Raw genomic sequence first — 16175 nt, 5'->3', positions numbered from 1 at the left:
TGAATGCCTTACAGGCCTCTTTCACTCTTTCACTCTTTTAGCGTCTTTCGTTTATGACTGCGATGGCCGGATTAATGGAGTCTTTGGCTTCTTTTCTTTCTTGGCCGTAAACTCTTCTGGTGTGGCTGGCGCTGCGCTGGTAAAATCAGTCGGTACAGCGTCGAACCCGGTTTTCTTTTCAACCGGTCCGGCGGGCGTATCGTCTTTCTCCTGATCGCGGCTCAACGAGTCAACCACAATTGGCGTAGCCACGAATAAAGACGAGTACGTACCGACGATAACCCCGATCAGCATAGCGAACGAAAAGCCCCGGATAGTTTCGCCCCCGAAGATAAACAGCACTAACAGAACCAGAATCGTCGAGAAACCGGTCACGGCCGTGCGGCTCAGCGTACTGTTCAGCGCGTTGTTAATGATCGTTGGAATGGTCTCTTTCTTGCCGCGGTTCTCGTTCAGGTACTCACGTACCCGGTCAAAGACCACGACCGTATCGTTCATGGAGTAACCCATAATCGTGAGCAGAGCTCCCACAAACGCCTGGTCAACGTCCAGCGAGAAGGGCAGCAAACCGTTGAAGATAGAGAAAATAGCCAGGATGATCAGAACGTCGTGGAACATAGCCACAACTGCACCGTAGCCGAATGCCAGCCGCTTAAACCGAATCAGAATATACACAAACACGACGGCTACCGCCAGCAGGATTGACCACAACGCCGACGTCAGAATATCGTAAGCGATGGTTGGCCCCACCTTCTGCGAACTTTCGATTCGGGCCGGATTGCCCTGCAGATTCGACAGTCCTTTGTAGATAGCCGCTTCAGCACGTTTATCAGCCCCCTGCGAGTTATCGTCAATTAGAAAGGGCGTCGTAATTTTCACCTGGTTAGCGCCAATACCTGTTCCACCGTAGGTTTTTACTTCCGGTGAAGAGCCCAATACGTTCTCCAGTGAGTTCCGAACCTCCTCCGTGCTAACCGACTTCTCGAAACGCACGACGTACGAGCGACCTCCTTTGAAGTCAACGCCCAGTCCAAATCCCTTGAAAATAACCGAGATGATACCGGCCGCGATAATAACCGACGACACCGTATAGTACAGCTTCCGGCGGGAGACAAAATCGAAATTCGAATCAGCGAACAGGTTTTTCGCCCACGACGACGAGAAGGTTAGCGTCTTTCCATTCCGGATATAATATTCCAGCAGCAGACGGGTAATGAAGATGGCCGCGAACAACGACGTCAGAATACCGATGATCAGCGTCGTAGCAAAGCCCAGAATCAGACCCGTACCGAACATAAACAGAACGATACCAGTCAGGAAGGTCGTTACGTTCGAGTCGATGATCGACGAAAGCGCGTTCTTGAAGCCATCTGTTACGGCCTGTTTAAAGCCTTTACCTAAAGCCAGTTCCTCTTTGATCCGTTCGAAGATCAGTACGTTCGCGTCAACGGCCATACCGATCGACAGAACGATACCGGCAATACCCGGCATGGTCAGCACCGCGCCCAGCGAGGCCATTACGCCCAGCAGAAAGAACAGGTTGACGAACAGGGCCAGGTCAGCAATCAGACCCGCGCGATTGTAGTAGAATACCACAAACGCCAGAACCAGCAGAATACCAATCACCGACGACAGAACGCCCGCACTGACGGCTTCCGAACCCAGGGTTGCACCAACAACGCTCTCCTCCACGATATTGGTCGGCGCAGGCAGCTTACCGGCTTTCAGCACGTTGGCCATGTCTTTCGTCTCTTCGACGGTGAAGTTGCCCGAGATGCTCGAACGACCGTTCGGAATTTCATTCTGTACGTTCGGCGCGGTATACACCAGGTTGTCGAGCAGGATGGCCACCGGGCGACCAACGTTGGCAGCCGTCAGGTTCTTCCACTTACGGGCCCCTTCGGCGTTCATGTTCATCGTTACCTCCGGCCGTCCGCGATCATCGTAATCGTTAGATGCATCCGTGATTACTTCGCCTTCGAGGGGGGCACGACCACCGGGTTTCTTCAGGAAATAAAGTGGCAGAATTTCTTTGCCATCCGTTGCTTTAAACGTCTTGCGATCCCAGGCGAATACCGCATCAGCCGGGAACAGGCTCCGTACTTCCGGTGCGCTCAATACGTCGTTTGCACGAGCCGTGTCTTTCAAATACACACCCAGTTGATCCTGACCCAGTGGCAAAAACAGTTGAGTCAGCGCTGTACCCTGGGCGCTGGCAGCGGTTGTGTCATTACCTGAAGTTGAATCTTTCTTAGCGCCCTGCGCCAGTTGCGATTCCAGGCTGTTGCCTTTCGTAGCCGAACCCGTAGCAGGAGCGGTCGTAGTGGTTTTCAGCGCGGCTTTGCGGGCAGCTTCCTGACTAAGCAGGTAAGCCCCCATGCCCTCGATGGCCGGGGCCAGTTCGTTCAGGCGATATACTTCGGTGAACTCAAGTTTAGCAGCACCCGTCAGCAGACGACGTACCCGCTCGGGGTTTTCAACGCCCGGCAGTTCGATCTGAATACGGCCCGAACCCGGCAGACGCTGAATGTTTGGGTTAGCTACCCCGAATTTGTCGACGCGAGCCTGAATGATCTGGTAAGCGCGCGTAATAGCGCCTTCAACTTCCGAGTTCAGCATCTTCCGGACTTCGGTATCCGTTGACTGGAAATTGATTTTGCTGCGGTTAGCGCTGGTCGCGAATATGCTCGCCAGTTTAGTATCGGGTGCCAGCTTTTTGAAATTGTCGGCAAACAGGTCAACGAAGTTGGTGTTGCTTGTTTTCTTATCTTCGGCCGCCTGTTTCAGCGCCTGATTAAACTTGGGGTCGCGGTTATTGCCCGACAGACCCCGCAGAATATCGGCGGGAGAGACCTCCAATACAACGTGCATACCACCCTGCAGATCAAGACCTAAGCCTAACTCGCGCTCGCTTACTTCCTGGAGAGTGCTCCCCAAAAAGACCGGTTCCTTCCAGAGCGAGTCGAGGTAATGTTGCTTTTTAGCAGGGTCAACCTGCCCCTGCTTGTTTGTAGCGTAAGCCTCTGCATCAGCCTTGATGCTGCGCGAGACGAACGTGAACGACAGGAAATAAATACAGATAACTGTAAGTACCCCCGTCAGAATGAGAATCCCTGTTCGGTTTTGCATTAGGATATAGCCAGGACGCGCTGTCCGGCCGGATTATAAATTGAGAAAATGAGATGAAAGAAATGACAGTGTCGCCAGCTGGCAGGATTACCAGCCCGGCTGCGCGTGATCAGGGCGCATTAGGTGCGATGACATGCCCGAAAACATGCCGGAAGTACGAAAAGAAATAATGCGGAAGGGTAAAATGCCGATGGAGCGGAGTGCTGATCAGCAACAGGATTACGAGCGTCGGGGCGGGGAGCAGAAAGGCCGTCTGGGTTCCTCCGTCGAGTGTAACGACAGGCGTAACGACCGCTTCAAACTGGGCCGCGCTCAGTTGGGCATCGTCCGAATGGGAGTCGGTTGATTTACCCGATTTGCTATGCTCGGCCGTAACATCGGCCCGAACCGCTTTTTTAGTCAATGACGCCTGTTGAGCCAGCCCACCCTGTCCCCAGACGGCTGTAAACAGCAGTAGGGATGCCAGCAGCAGACTCGAAAGACGTTGTATGACACGCGGTTGCTTCATATTTTTCCTAAGCGGGAAACAAATTTCGCCCCATTTCAGGAGTTTTGCAAGTTGTTTCGGCAATGATTACCGGATTAACCAAATTTTTAATGGTCAGCATTCCTGATAACTCGTGCCTGTAAATCAGGTTTACCCACTAATCTCGCCAGAAAATAATCCGTTACCTTGCACTTATGAACTTACACGAATTTATCCGGTTAGCCCTGGCCGAAGACGTCGGTGATGGCGACCATACTTCTCTGTCTACTATTCCGGCTGATGCCCGAAAACAGGCCCGGCTACTGGTGAAAGAAGCCGGTATTCTGGCGGGTGTGGAAGTAGCGCAGGCTGTTTTCGCCGAAGTTGACCCAGCGCTCAACGTAAACGTGCAGCTCCAGGATGGAGCCCGTATCAAACCTGGTGATGTCGTACTGACCGTTAGCGGTAATGCCCGTAACATCCTGACGGCTGAGCGATTGGTTTTGAACTGTATGCAGCGTATGAGCGGTATCGCTACTCATACCCGCGAACTGGTTCATCTGCTTGAGGGCACGCGGGCTAAGCTATTGGATACCCGCAAAACCACGCCCAACTTCCGGATATGCGAGAAAATGGCAACCAGAATTGGGGGTGCCATCAATCACCGATTCGGCCTGTACGATATGATTCTGATCAAGGATAACCACGTCGATTATGCCGGGGGTATTGAAGCCGCCATTACGAAAGCTGTTACGTACCTGCGCGAAACGGGTCGATCGCTACGTATCGAGGTTGAAACCCGTAACCGGGCCGAAGTCGAAGAAGTACTGCGCGTAGGTCAGGTTGACGTTATTCTGTTAGATAACTTTTCGCCCGATGGCATCCGCGAAATGGTGCGGCTGATTAACGGGCGGTTCATCACCGAGGCCTCGGGCGGAATTGATGAAACAAACTTGAGGGCTTATGCCGAAACAGGTGTGGATTACATTTCATCAGGCGCGCTGACGCATCAGATCAAAAGCCTGGACCTGAGCCTTAAAGCGTACTGATAGATTATTGCTCCTGTTGAACAACGGAAGCCAGACCTAATGGCCTGGCTTCCGTTACTTTTACGTTATACTACTTGCCTGATTCGGCTTTCTTTTCCGGCATTAGCACGAGCCGGATGAAGTTATTTCCGAAGTACTTGTTGGCGGCTGACTGGGTACTCTCTACAGTCACCTGTTTTAACAGTTCATCCTCGCGCAAAATTTCGGTTGGGTTGTCGCCGTTATAATACTGACTTTGCAGATAACCCAGCCAGAACTGGTTATCCTTAAGCTGTAGCTCGGTTTCACGGCGGGTTTCGGCTTTAAACTTGGCAATGTCGGCTGGCGCAGCTCCTTTTTGTTTCAGATCGTTGATCAGCTCCTGCGTTTTGGCGATGAGTTTCTCCACGTTCTCGGGTGCGCAGCCAAAGCCAATCCGAAACGTATAGCGCGGCACCGGATACTTGCTATACGAACCATTAACACTGACGCCGTAAACTCCACTTTCTTCTTCGCGCAGTTTCTCGATCAGCTTTATCTCCAGCACCTCGGCCAGCGCGTCAATCTGCGTTGTGGCTTCGGGCGACCACGTCATATCGCCACTAAATACCAACTGCACCGTCGCCTTAGGGTCAAGCCCCCGATAAACGGTCTTGCTAATCTGCCCGGTGGGCGTTCGAATACCAAGATCGTTGAATTTTTCGGTCTTGCCGGTTGTCGGCAAACCGCCCAGATACTTTTCCACTAAAGACTTCAACTGCTCTTCTTTGAAGTTACCAACGAAGAAGAATGTAAAGTCACTGGCATTGGCAAAGCGCTCTTTATAGATAGCCAGTGCCCGGTCGAGATCGATCTTGTCCAAATCAGCCGGTTTCAGGGGCTGCCGACGCGGGTTATTGTTGCCGAGTGTTACCGCCACCGTATCCTGAAAGACCCGCTGGGGCGTGGGAGTGTTGATCTGGTTCTGCAACGCGCTACGCTGGTTCGACAGAAACCCGGCCACCACGTCGGCATCTTTACGCGGCTGGGTAAAGTAGCTATACAGGAGTTGCATGGCCGTTTCCAGATCTCTGGGTGTTGTGCTGCCGTTAACTCCCTCACTCAGTTCACCGACGTACGGATAAACGTTCACTTGTTTGCCCGACAGGAATTTCCCCAACTGAATCTGGTTGTAAGCTCCCGTACCGCCCAATGACATCAGCGTCGATGAAAACCGCGCCGATTGAAAGTCCTTCAGATCATAGAGCGAGGTACCGCCCTGGCTGGTAGCCCCGAACAGAATCTGATCATTTTTAAAATTGGTTGGCTTCAGAATCACCCGAACGCCGTTGCGGAGCGTCCACTCGGTTACGCCGATTTCCTTGATTTCGCGTTCGTTGGCCACGGGCGAGGGCGTAGGCGGAGTCGGTACTAAAGGTGCGTCCAGCGTTTTATCCTCGTAGGCCGTAAGGTCCTTACCAGCGTTATCCACAAAACTAATGACCTGCTCAACCGTCGGTAGTTTAGCTTTGTCCTTCTCAGGCGCCATGATAATTACAGCCCGATTGTCGTTGTGAATAAACTGATCAACCAGGGCATTTACCTCCGCCAGTTTGATCCCGGCCTGCTCCTTTTTTAGAAAGTTATAATAAAACTCAATGCTGGTGTAGGGCTCTTTATCCGTAAAGTTCTGAACGTACTCGTTCACAAAGTTGGCCGAGCGGGTTTTGTCTCGTTCGTTATACGCTTGTTCGACGCCCGTAAAGAACTCCTGTTTGGCACGAGCCAGCTCGGTCTCGGTGAAGCCAAACTGTTTCACCCGCGCATTCTCATCCAGTACCGCCCGAATGGCCCGCTCTACGTTACCTTCCTTCGCTACAGCGATAGACGTAAAAGCGTCGAGGTTACCGATAAAATCGCTATAACTGCTGTAGCCGCCCAGAAACGGTGGATTGGCCTGCTGGGTCAACTCCTGAATCCGGTTGCCCAGCATCGTGTTAAACAAGCCGCGCTTGATGCTCTCCCGCAAATCGTTCAGCGTTTTTTCTTTGATTTCGGGGCGTTTATAAATCACCTGCACGACCGTGTTAGGCTGCTCCGGGTCGGTTACGATAACCACTTTGGTGTCTTTATGCGCCGGAATAGAGTATTCGGTGCGTGGCTTCGGGTTTTTCGGCATCGTAAGGCGACCAAATTTCTCCCGGATAATCGTTTCAACTTCGCCTGGATTGAAGTCCCCCACAGCAATTACGGCCATCAGGTCCGGGCGGTACCAGTCGTTATAAAATTGCCGCAGGGTTTCGGGTTTGAAGGTTGTCAGCACCTGCTCCGTACCGATAGGCAGCCGGCTGGCGTAACGCGAGTTGTTCAGCAGGACAGGGAAATATTGGTCGCGCATCCGCTGGCCAGCCCCGCGCCCCAGCCGACGTTCTTCCAGCACCACACCCCGCTCCTTTTCGATTTCGGCCGGGTCAAGGGTTGCGTTATGCGCCCAGTCTTCCAGAATCTGGAAAGCCTGCCGGAACACGTTGGCCGAATCGGTCGGAACGGGCAGCTGGTATACCGTTTCTTCAAAACCCGTATAGGCGTTCAGATCGGCGCCGAACCGCACACCGGACGATTGCAGGAAGTTGACCAGTTCGTTTTTAGGGTAATTTTTTGTGCCATTGAATTCCATGTGTTCCATGAAGTGCGCCAGCCCCTGCTGATCGTCGGTTTCCAGTACCGACCCGGCCCGGATAACCAGCCGCAGTTCGGCCCGATTTTTCGGTTCGCTGTTTTTCCGGATGTAGTACGTCAGCCCGTTAGGCAGCTTACCAACCTTCACGGCCGGATCGAGCGGAATGGGACTGTTCAGATTTACGGCTCCAGCCGGTGAAGCCGAGGGCCGGGGTGAAGCTTTTTTCGATTGATTTTTAACAGTCGGTTGCGCCAGCACCATAGACGTACTGAGCAGCACACTGAGCAAGAGCGGAAAACGTACCATTCGGTCGTTCGGATTGAATTAGGGTTCTGTCAATAGATTACAGCACCATAACACGGCGCCAGGGCGAAACGTTTACCGCTTCCAAAGCAGCAACACCCCGACAAGAATTGACGCCACAACGGATAGCCAGCAGATAACAATTACCCACCGCATAGGAATTTCCCAGACCCGCCCGTGCATCAGTCGGGTTTCATCATCGGCCTCAACTGCTCCGTAACGATTACGTTGGCAGAAGTCCGCCCAGTCCAGGTAATCAACAAAGCGAGCCAGACTATCCAGCGAGGCTGACGGTGGAATCGTTGACGACTGCCAAAACGCCTGCAATTCGTCGGTCGGAACCCGCTCCTGCGTATGCCGCCAGATCTGCTCGCTTAGCAGGGTAAAGTCCCGCTTTCGCCAGTGAAAAGACGACTCCCAGCGCAGCACATGCTCAATCTGGGCTTTCAGATCGTCCGTGTGTTTACTCACACCTTAATGATGATTTGCCGACGATACATAATCCACAGGATACCAAACCAGATCAGCACAAAGGTCAGCGCACCGGCCAGCGATGCGTTACGCGGATCGGTAAACGGGGGCGCAATGAAGGTTTGATACAGATAATCCTTCAAATTAAGAGTGGTGCCATACGCGCTATCGACTTTAATCAGGCTCATCATCCGCGGGATCAGGCCGGATAGAAAGAATACCGTAATGGCATTGACTCCAAACGCTACAAACGGCAACACACCTGTCCGAAATCGCTTTACGTCAATAAACCAATAACAGAGCGCCAGGCTAAGTATGGCGAGTCCACCCGCCAGAAGAACATACGAACTTGTCCAGAGCGCTTTGTTGATTGGGAAGAATCCATCCCAGATCAGACCAGCCAGCGTTAGCAAACATCCGGCCGCAAAGAGCCCCGCAACCTTCTCTGCAGCCGGGCGCTCAGAGCGCAGCCATGTGCCTACCAGCAGGCCCAGCAAACCCGTTCCAATAGCAGGCAACGTACTAAGAATGCCTTCCGGGTCCCAGACCCTGGCCGGTTTGTAAACATGAGCCGGTGTCAGCAGAGTACGATCCAGCCAGGCGGCCAGGTTTGTTTCGGGCTCCAGGTTCGCATACCCAATCCCCGGTACCGGAACCTGCGTCATTAGCAGCCAATAAGTCAGCAACAGCCCGCCTAAAAGATACAGTTGTTGGCGCGGAGTAGTTTTCAGGAAGATCAGCGAACAGGCCAGATAGACTAAAGCAATCCGCTGTAATACGCCCGGAATCCGTACCGTCGAAAGGTCAAATCGGGGGAAAAAATTCAGAAACAGGCCCAGCAGAAACAGCGTCAGACTGCGCTTTGCGATTTTCTTAACCAGTGTCCATCCGCCGGGCTCTCCCAGTCGACGCAACCTCATTGCAAACGTAATGGATACGCCGACAATGAACAGAAAAAACGGAAAAATCAGATCGGTGGGTGTCCAGCCGCTCCAGGCTGCGTGCTCCAGTGGCGCGTAAATATGGCTCCAGTCGCCGGGGTTGTTGACCAGAATCATGGCGGCTACGGTTATTCCGCGAAAAGCGTCGAGCGACAGCAGCCGTCCAGAACCAGGCGATTCAAGGGCGGAAGTTCTGGTAGAAACGAAGCTGGTTTGCATGATACATGTGTTGAGAGTAGCCGAAAGTTTACCCCAAAAACGGGCAAAACCAAGAAGCTATCGGAGCCGTTCAAACAAAACATCGCCAGGTTGTTGTTTATATAGTTGCTCAACTCATCTCACTACAATAACTATGAATATCCCTACTCCATTCTACCGCTTATTTCTGCTGGCGGTCGTGACCGTATCGGCCTGTTCGCGCAATCCAGTCACGGGTAAGCGCGAGGTAATCCTGATGTCGAAAGAACAGGAAGTTGCTCTGGGGCAGCAGTCGCATCCTGCCGTCGTGGCGACGATGGGCCTGTATCAGGATAAAAATTTAGAAAATTTTATTAACGAAAAGGGAAAGGCTATGGCCCGCATCTCGCACCGGCCCGATCTGCCTTACCAGTTTTACATCGTGGATTCGCCCGTTGTCAACGCCTTCGCCGTGCCGGGTGGTTACGTTTATTTTACGCGGGGCATAATGGCTCACTTCAATAACGAAGCCGAGTTTGCCGGCGTGCTGGGCCACGAAATTGGCCATATTACCGCCCGCCATTCGGCCCGGCAGCAAACTAGTCAGTTATTCGGCACCGTAGCCCTGATTGGCGGGGCTATTCTGGCTCCCCGGGTCATTGGTCAGAACCTCGACCAGGCTCAGCAGGCCCTGCAACTGGCCCTGTTAAGCTACAGCCGCGATCACGAATCGGAGTCCGATAAAATCGGTGTTGAGTATTCGAGCAAGATTGGTTACGACGCGCACCAGATGGCAAATTTCTTTGCAACCATCAAACGGATTTCCGATAATGCCGGACAGGCCATTCCAACCTTTTTATCAACTCACCCCGACCCGGGCGGACGGTACAATCGGGTGCATGAGCTGGCAAAAGACTATCAGGCTAAAAATCCCGGTAAGTATGAGGTCGATCGGGAGTCGTTCCTGCGCATGATCGATGGGATTCTTTACGGTGAAGATCCCCGGCAGGGCTTTGTGGAAAACAATATGTTTTACCACCCTGAACTCCGGTTCCAGTTTCCGGTTCCTAATGGCTGGCAGCATCAGAATTCGCCGACCCAGTTTCAGATGGCTCCTAAAGATGGTAAGTCGGGTATGGTGTTGATGCTGGCCAAAGGTAATTCCTTAGACGAAGCAGCTCAGACGATGGTTAAAGAGCTGAGCCTGAATGTGCTGGAAAGCGCCAAAACAACCATCAACGGTAATCCGGCTCTCGTCATTATTTCGCAGCAGCAACAGCAGCAGGAACAGGGGCAGCCTCAACAGCAGCAAACGGCTCAGAATACGGTGCAAATTGGCACGCATCTAATTCAATACAACAACGCCATCTACGCGCTGCACGGCTTATCAGCAGCCTCTAATTTCAATAGTCAGTTCCCCGTATTTCAGCGGGTAGCGTCGGGTTTCCGCGCGCTGACCGACTCGGAAAAACTGAATCGCAAACCCGAACGCGTGCAGGTAAAGACCGCTCCCCGCGACGGTACGTTCAGTGAGGTCATGGTTGCAATGGGCATGCCCGCCAGCCGCGTGGAAGAACTGGGCGTGCTGAACAGTATGAAAAAAGACGACCGCGTTACGCGGGGCAGCTTGATCAAGGTAGTCGGCCGGTAGAGTAATTTTCACTAAGCCTCAAATACCTTGGTCAGTTTTTTCTCCAGGCCTGTTTCCAGCTTGGCGAGTCCCTCGCTATTAGGCAGGTACGTTAACGCCCGATGGTGACGTAGATCGAACGGGATATCGCTTACCGACTGCGTAATGGGAATGACGAGCTTGCCCAGCGTATGAGCGACGCCCGTTTCATAAAACACATTCGGATTCCGGTCGGTAAAATCGGTAATGACGGCTTTTGAGGTGAAGATTAGCTCAAAGACATCCTGAATCAGAATGCTATTGTCCCAAATGTCGTCGGCGCGTTTGCAGTCAATTCCTAAGCGGCTGCAGACGTTCCGAATGGCGGCATATGTACCCGAGAATTTGCTCTCAAATGGCATCATGACTGAGAGGACGTTGGCTTCAACGGGTTTATCGGGAATTCGGAACACCTCAGGCGCGAACGTAAGCACGCGCTCGGGCTGCCGCGGCTGTACAGTCGAGATAAACTCAGGCACTAACGACACCGGCCGCTTGATGGCTGCTTTTCGTAATTCGACGTATCGTTCCAGCTCATACAGATTGCTGTTGCTCTCATTGATCATTTTCGACAGCACCTGTAGGCTATTGCCATCGTAATCGTCGTCGCGAAAATCCAGACTGCGCAGCAGCCTTGGGTGATCTTCGACCAGTTCAACGCAGTCGGTCAGGTAGGCGATTTTGAACCAGTCCGATTTTGTAAAATGCTCCCGGACGAACTCATGCAAGGCAAAGAGCCGAGCCGTTCGCTGTTTATTTTGCCTTGTCATGGTGTTAAGTTGATAAAGTCTTCTTACGCTATAATACAACTATCATATAACGACGCAATGTTATCCATTTTTTGTATTATAGTAAATGATTAGATGAAATTTTATTAAAACAAAAAGCCGTTTCTGGTCAGAAACGGCTTTTTGTTTTAATAAGGGCTATTTAGAAGCGCCAGCGAACAAAGGCCTCCATCGCTTCGTACTCGGCCAGACCGAGCCGGTTGTAAAGTTCGGCGGTGCCCCGGTTACGTTCTTCGGCCCGCTGCCAGAACTCCCGCGAGTCGGTGCCCTGATACACGACGCCGTCTTTCTGCGACTGGTGTTTGAAAATCCCGAGCCGTTTCCGCATGACCTGGTCCGGCGACATCGGCACGGCCATTTCAATCTCGTGAATATCCCATTCAGCCCAGGCGCCCCGGTAGAGCCATACCCAGCAGTCTTTCATGAAGTTTTTATGCTTCAGGCGACGAACTGCTTCCAGCACAGCGTCCAGACATACTTTGTGCGTACCGTGTGGGTCGGCCAGGTCGCCGGCGGCATAGATTTGGTGGGGCTTGACTTCTTCAATCAGCTCCATCGTAATCCTGATATCTTCTTCGCTAAGCGGCTTTTTGGCCACGGCTCCCGTTTCATAGAACGGCATATTCAGGAAGTGCGCGTTTTCGACCGGAATTCCTACGAACCGGCACGTAGACTTGGCTTCGCCCATCCGGATCAGGCCTTTTACGTACCGTACTTCAGCCGTGTCTTTCTCGCTATCCCGCTTATCGCGCAGTGACGCAGCCGCGTCCTGGAAAATGCGGGTAGCTTCGGGGCTATTGATGCCAAATTTGGTATTGAAGTCTACGACGTAATCAGCAAACCGCAGAGCTTCATCATCAGCCACAGCGATATTACCAGAAGTTTGATACCCAACGTGTACTTCGTGGCCCTGATCGCGCAGTCGCTGGAAGGTTCCGCCCATTGAGATAATATCGTCGTCGGGGTGCGGGCTGAAGATCAGGCAACGTTTCTGAGCAGGGAGCGCCCGCTCGGGCCGATTAGTATCATCGGCATTGGGTTTACCACCCGGCCAGCCTGTAATGGTATGTTGCAGTTGGTTGAAAATGTCAATGTTGATATCGTAAGCCTGCCCGTATTGCGCCAGCAGGTCGCTCATCCCGTTGTCATTGTAGTCGCGGTCGGTCAGCTTCAGAATCGGCTTACTGAGCGTTAGTGACAGGTGCGTAACGGCCTTTTTCTTCATGCGGTTGTCCCACACCACCGAATCCACCAGCCAGGGCGTCTTCATGCGGGTCAGCTCCGAGGCAGCCGCTTCGTCAATCACGAACAGAGCGTTCGGGTGCGTTTGCAGGTACGAAGCTGGATTTAGTTCCGTTACGACGCCTTCTACGGCACCCCGGATAACTAGTGCTTTCCGTTCACCCCAGGCCAGCAGCACGACGCGCCGGGCGCCCAGGATACTCGCAACGCCCATGGTGATTGCTTTCCGGGGCGTTTTGGGCAAACCACCAAAATCTGCCGACGCAGCCGCCCGGGTTGAGTTGTCGAGCATCATCAGCCGGGTGTGCGAGTTAATCAGCGACCCTGGCTCATTGAAACCAATATGGCCATTTCCTCCGATACCCAGTAGTTGAAAATCCAGCCCACCAGCGGCTTCAATCTCGGCTTCGTACTGTTTGGCAAATTCGGCCACCTTTTCGGGCCGAATAGTACCGTCGGGCACATGATAATTGCCTTCGGGAATATCTACGTGGTCGAATAACTGCTCCCGCATGAACCGCCAGTAGCTCTGCAACGAATCAGGCTCCATCGGATAGTATTCATCCAGATTGAACGAGACAACGTTCTGAAAGCTGAGCCCTTCCTCGCGGTGCATCCGGATCAATTCGGCGTAAACGGTTTTAGGCGATGAACCCGTGGCCAGACCCAGTACGCAGGGTTTGCCTTCACTTTGCTTCTGCCGAATCAGATCGGCAATCTCTTGTGCCACAGCCCGCGACGCATCTTTAGCGTCGGCGTAGATGTGCGTTGGAATTTTTTCGTACGTAATGGCCGATTGAATCGGACCACCACCGGTTGGTACTCCCGGCATTTGCCCGTCCGGGTTATCGAGTAGTTGAGGCTCCGTAATCATGCGCTGCGCGGAGATATGGTAAGACAGCGCAAAGGTCAGAAAAAACTAGGCAGTTTGCACCAGTCAGACAGCGAGTTTAGCGTCCGAAAAAGATATTTATTAAAAAATTTTATAAATATCGGTCTGTACCTCTGCCACTCGCCCTACTGTCTGGCCATTCGGTCGGCGGCAGCGGCCGTTTCCAGGGAAGTCAGCCCGTTCTGCTCGTTAATAATCCGGTGGGTTTCGGGGTAGCGTATACCGCTCACCTGGTCGCGGAACATGAGCCGGAGCAGCTCACTATAAAGATGTTGTTTTTCCTGCTCAAAGCCGAACCGGATTTCAATCTGCTGATACGCATCAAACTCTTTATGCCGTCCGCGCAGGGGCCTATCCTTGCCACTAATATTGCTCGTTACATTCAGTTGCGCACCAGGAAAGAGCGTCATCAGTTCTCGGGTTGTTTCTTCGTCAGCTACGCAGCGTAACACCAGCCGCGTTGGTACCCACTCATACAGCGTAACGTCACCCCGTTCGAAGAGGAGCCGCATTTCCTGACGGTCCATTCGCCCGGTCTGCGTAAAGCCGTGGTAGAAATTAACGAGTTTACGGCCCGTTTCATCATCACCATATTCGACCGTAGCCTGAACCTGGTCTTCGATGTCGTTGCTGTTTGGCCGTTTAACCACCTGGGCTGCTTTTACGGTACCATTGCCGAGCCAGCCCGCGAACATATCGAAGAAGTGAACGCCATGTTCAATGAAGATGCCTCCACTTTTGCTGCGATCCCAGAACCAGTGTTCGGTCGAAAGCCCTTCGTCGCCCGCGTAATTCTCAAAATAGCCGTGCAGAAACTCGCCCAGTAGCTTTTTATCGATCAGGTGTTTGATTCGGGCAAACATCGGGTTGTAGCGCTGCATCAGGTTAGTTACCATCAGCAGGCCCTTCTGCCGGGCTGTTTCAAGCATTTCCCGCCCCTGCTCCGGATTCATTGCCAGTGGTTTCTCGCAGATGACGTGCTTCCCGGCATTCAGAGCCAGCATGGCCTGCTCATAGTGCATGAATGGAGGGGTGGCAATATAGACAATGTCTACCTCGGGATGATTGACCAATTCCTCGAGGCTACCGAGCATATCCGCTCCAAATCGTCTGGCCGTTCGATGGGCTTCGTCCCGGCTGGAACCGGCAATGGCCACCAACCTGACGTTTGGGGTCTGCACAAATTGCTGAACGGCGAACAACCCAAAGCCCCCCATTCCGATAACGCCAATACCCAGTTCGCGATCTCCTGACGCGTTTGTTTCCATACGTTTACGTGTTGTATCCGAAAAAACAACTGCGTATCGAGCGATTATGTTGGCATGTACTCGTGGTAAACCAATTATCCGCCCGCAAACTAAACCAGCCGACGCATCCAGTAAACCATTGATTTGGGCGTTGATACCGTTTCACCCCGGTCGGGCCAGCTAAAGATGCTCTGTAAAGCTGGCTCACAATGATAGCCTCGTTTTGTCCAGAAAGCGTCGAGCGGCTGGTAATCGACGGGCCGCTGCGGGTGATCGGCCGGGCGTTGCACCGCGCAGAAGCAGGCGATTGTATACTGGCTAAACTGGCGCGCATGCGCTTCACGTTCATCAAAGAATCGATGCCCCAGCCCTAAGCCGCGATAGGCGGGTAGTAGAATACTTTCACCAAAGTAAAAAATTGCACTCAGCTCATAATTTGCGTCGAGGAACGGCTGCTGGACTTCCGCCGTTTCGTCGCTTAGGGGCAGAGCGGTCGTTGCGCCGATCATCTGATCACCGTCGTAAGCCGCAAATAGAAACGACCGCTCAGACCGGGCATAGGTTTCCAGGTATTCTTTTTCGTAGGCGACTGTTCCCTCGTAGAGATACGGAAAATCGCAAAACACGGCGATTCGCAAGGCAGCCAGATCATCGAACACAGTCCGGAAGTCTGAGCCCGTCAACCGAACGAATCTTAATGAGGGCAATGCTTCTCCTGCCAGGTTCATTGTTGTTTACCCAACACCAGAGACTCCCAGAGCGGCAGGTTATAGTAGGTTGTAACGCGGGTAATCTGGCCGTCGGCTACGTCGAGAAAAGAACCCGCCGGTAAAACATAGGTCTGGCCAGTAGCCGGTGGCAGATCACCATCGGTTTGTTTATAAACGCCGTTAACTACAAATTCGCAGGCCACCCGTCGACCCGTCGGCTCGGTCATAATCACCATATCGGTCAGCGTCTCGTCATAGCAGTCGTCCATGTGCTGTAGAAACTGGCGGAACAGGTCTTTGCCAACGCGGGATGCGCCCTGGTTACTGTCGTGGCGGACATCCGGATGCAGTAAATTGAGCATGGCTGCCCAGTCTTTACGGTTAAAGGCGTCGTAATAGCTGGCAACAGTGTCGTGCGCGGTCATTTTCAATCAGGTTAGAATCAATTAGTCA

At 52.8% G+C, this 16175-nt stretch carries 12 protein-coding genes; 2 read left to right on the top strand and 10 right to left on the bottom strand.

Annotation, left to right across the window (positions count from 1 at the left end; genetic code table 11):
- Positions 1-51 precede the first annotated feature (51 nt).
- Both secDF and HNV11_RS23540 read right to left on the bottom strand, forming a co-directional pair.
- Entirely contained in the window at positions 52-3129 is a 3078-nt protein-coding gene (secDF, locus tag HNV11_RS23545; protein ID WP_171741992.1) for a protein translocase subunit SecDF, read from the bottom strand.
- A gap of 109 nt (positions 3130-3238) precedes the next feature.
- Entirely contained in the window at positions 3239-3637 is a 399-nt protein-coding gene (locus HNV11_RS23540; protein WP_171741991.1) for a hypothetical protein, read from the bottom strand.
- A gap of 173 nt (positions 3638-3810) precedes the next feature.
- Here HNV11_RS23540 and nadC point away from each other — a divergent pair, with 173 nt between their 5' ends.
- Complete coding sequence (gene nadC / locus HNV11_RS23535; protein WP_171741990.1) at positions 3811-4644, top strand: carboxylating nicotinate-nucleotide diphosphorylase; 834 nt, start codon at positions 3811-3813, stop codon at positions 4642-4644.
- Between the two features lie 70 nt (positions 4645-4714).
- Here the strand turns inward: nadC and HNV11_RS23530 are convergent, their stop codons facing one another.
- The 3 genes from HNV11_RS23530 to HNV11_RS23520 form a co-directional block, all read right to left on the bottom strand.
- The gene (locus HNV11_RS23530) at positions 4715-7588 is read right to left on the bottom strand and encodes a M16 family metallopeptidase (RefSeq protein WP_171741989.1); all 2874 of its coding nucleotides are present in this window, start codon (positions 7586-7588) and stop codon (positions 4715-4717) included.
- A gap of 72 nt (positions 7589-7660) precedes the next feature.
- The gene (locus HNV11_RS23525) at positions 7661-8056 is read right to left on the bottom strand and encodes a hypothetical protein (protein ID WP_171741988.1); all 396 of its coding nucleotides are present in this window, start codon (positions 8054-8056) and stop codon (positions 7661-7663) included.
- On the bottom strand, positions 8053-9216 hold the full coding sequence (locus tag HNV11_RS23520) for an acyltransferase family protein (RefSeq protein ID WP_171741987.1): 1164 nt from the start codon (positions 9214-9216) through the stop codon (positions 8053-8055). Before HNV11_RS23520 ends, HNV11_RS23525 begins: the two co-directional genes overlap by 4 nt.
- 133 nt (positions 9217-9349) lie before the next feature.
- On the opposite strand from HNV11_RS23520, the gene HNV11_RS23515 reads away from it, so the two are divergent.
- Positions 9350-10825 carry a M48 family metalloprotease gene (locus tag HNV11_RS23515; RefSeq protein ID WP_171741986.1) on the top strand — a complete coding sequence of 492 codons (1476 nt, stop codon included), beginning with the start codon at positions 9350-9352 and terminating at the stop codon, positions 10823-10825.
- An 11-nt stretch (positions 10826-10836) separates the two neighbouring features.
- Here HNV11_RS23515 and HNV11_RS23510 read toward each other — a convergent pair whose 3' ends face one another.
- The 5 genes from HNV11_RS23510 to HNV11_RS23490 form a co-directional block, all read right to left on the bottom strand.
- On the bottom strand, positions 10837-11613 hold the full coding sequence (locus HNV11_RS23510; RefSeq protein ID WP_171741985.1) for a hypothetical protein: 777 nt from the start codon (positions 11611-11613) through the stop codon (positions 10837-10839).
- 160 nt (positions 11614-11773) lie between these two features.
- Positions 11774-13747 carry a glucosamine-6-phosphate deaminase gene (nagB, locus tag HNV11_RS23505; RefSeq protein ID WP_171741984.1) on the bottom strand — a complete coding sequence of 658 codons (1974 nt, stop codon included), beginning with the start codon at positions 13745-13747 and terminating at the stop codon, positions 11774-11776.
- A 143-nt stretch (positions 13748-13890) separates the two neighbouring features.
- The gene (locus HNV11_RS23500; RefSeq protein ID WP_171741983.1) at positions 13891-15033 is read right to left on the bottom strand and encodes a Gfo/Idh/MocA family protein; all 1143 of its coding nucleotides are present in this window, start codon (positions 15031-15033) and stop codon (positions 13891-13893) included.
- A gap of 89 nt (positions 15034-15122) precedes the next feature.
- A complete protein-coding gene (locus HNV11_RS23495; RefSeq protein ID WP_171741982.1) occupies positions 15123-15740 on the bottom strand; it encodes a GNAT family N-acetyltransferase in 618 nt (205 codons plus the stop codon).
- Entirely contained in the window at positions 15737-16147 is a 411-nt protein-coding gene (locus HNV11_RS23490; RefSeq protein WP_171741981.1) for a ketosteroid isomerase-related protein, read from the bottom strand. The genes HNV11_RS23495 and HNV11_RS23490 overlap by 4 nt, the downstream gene beginning before the upstream one ends.
- Positions 16148-16175: the final 28 nt, after the last annotated feature.

The sequence above is a fragment of the Spirosoma taeanense genome (assembly GCF_013127955.1).
Lineage (GTDB): Bacteria > Bacteroidota > Bacteroidia > Cytophagales > Spirosomataceae > Spirosoma > Spirosoma taeanense.
The sequence above is the reverse complement of the archived record's forward strand: the minus strand, read 5'-3'. Positions and strand labels throughout refer to the sequence as shown.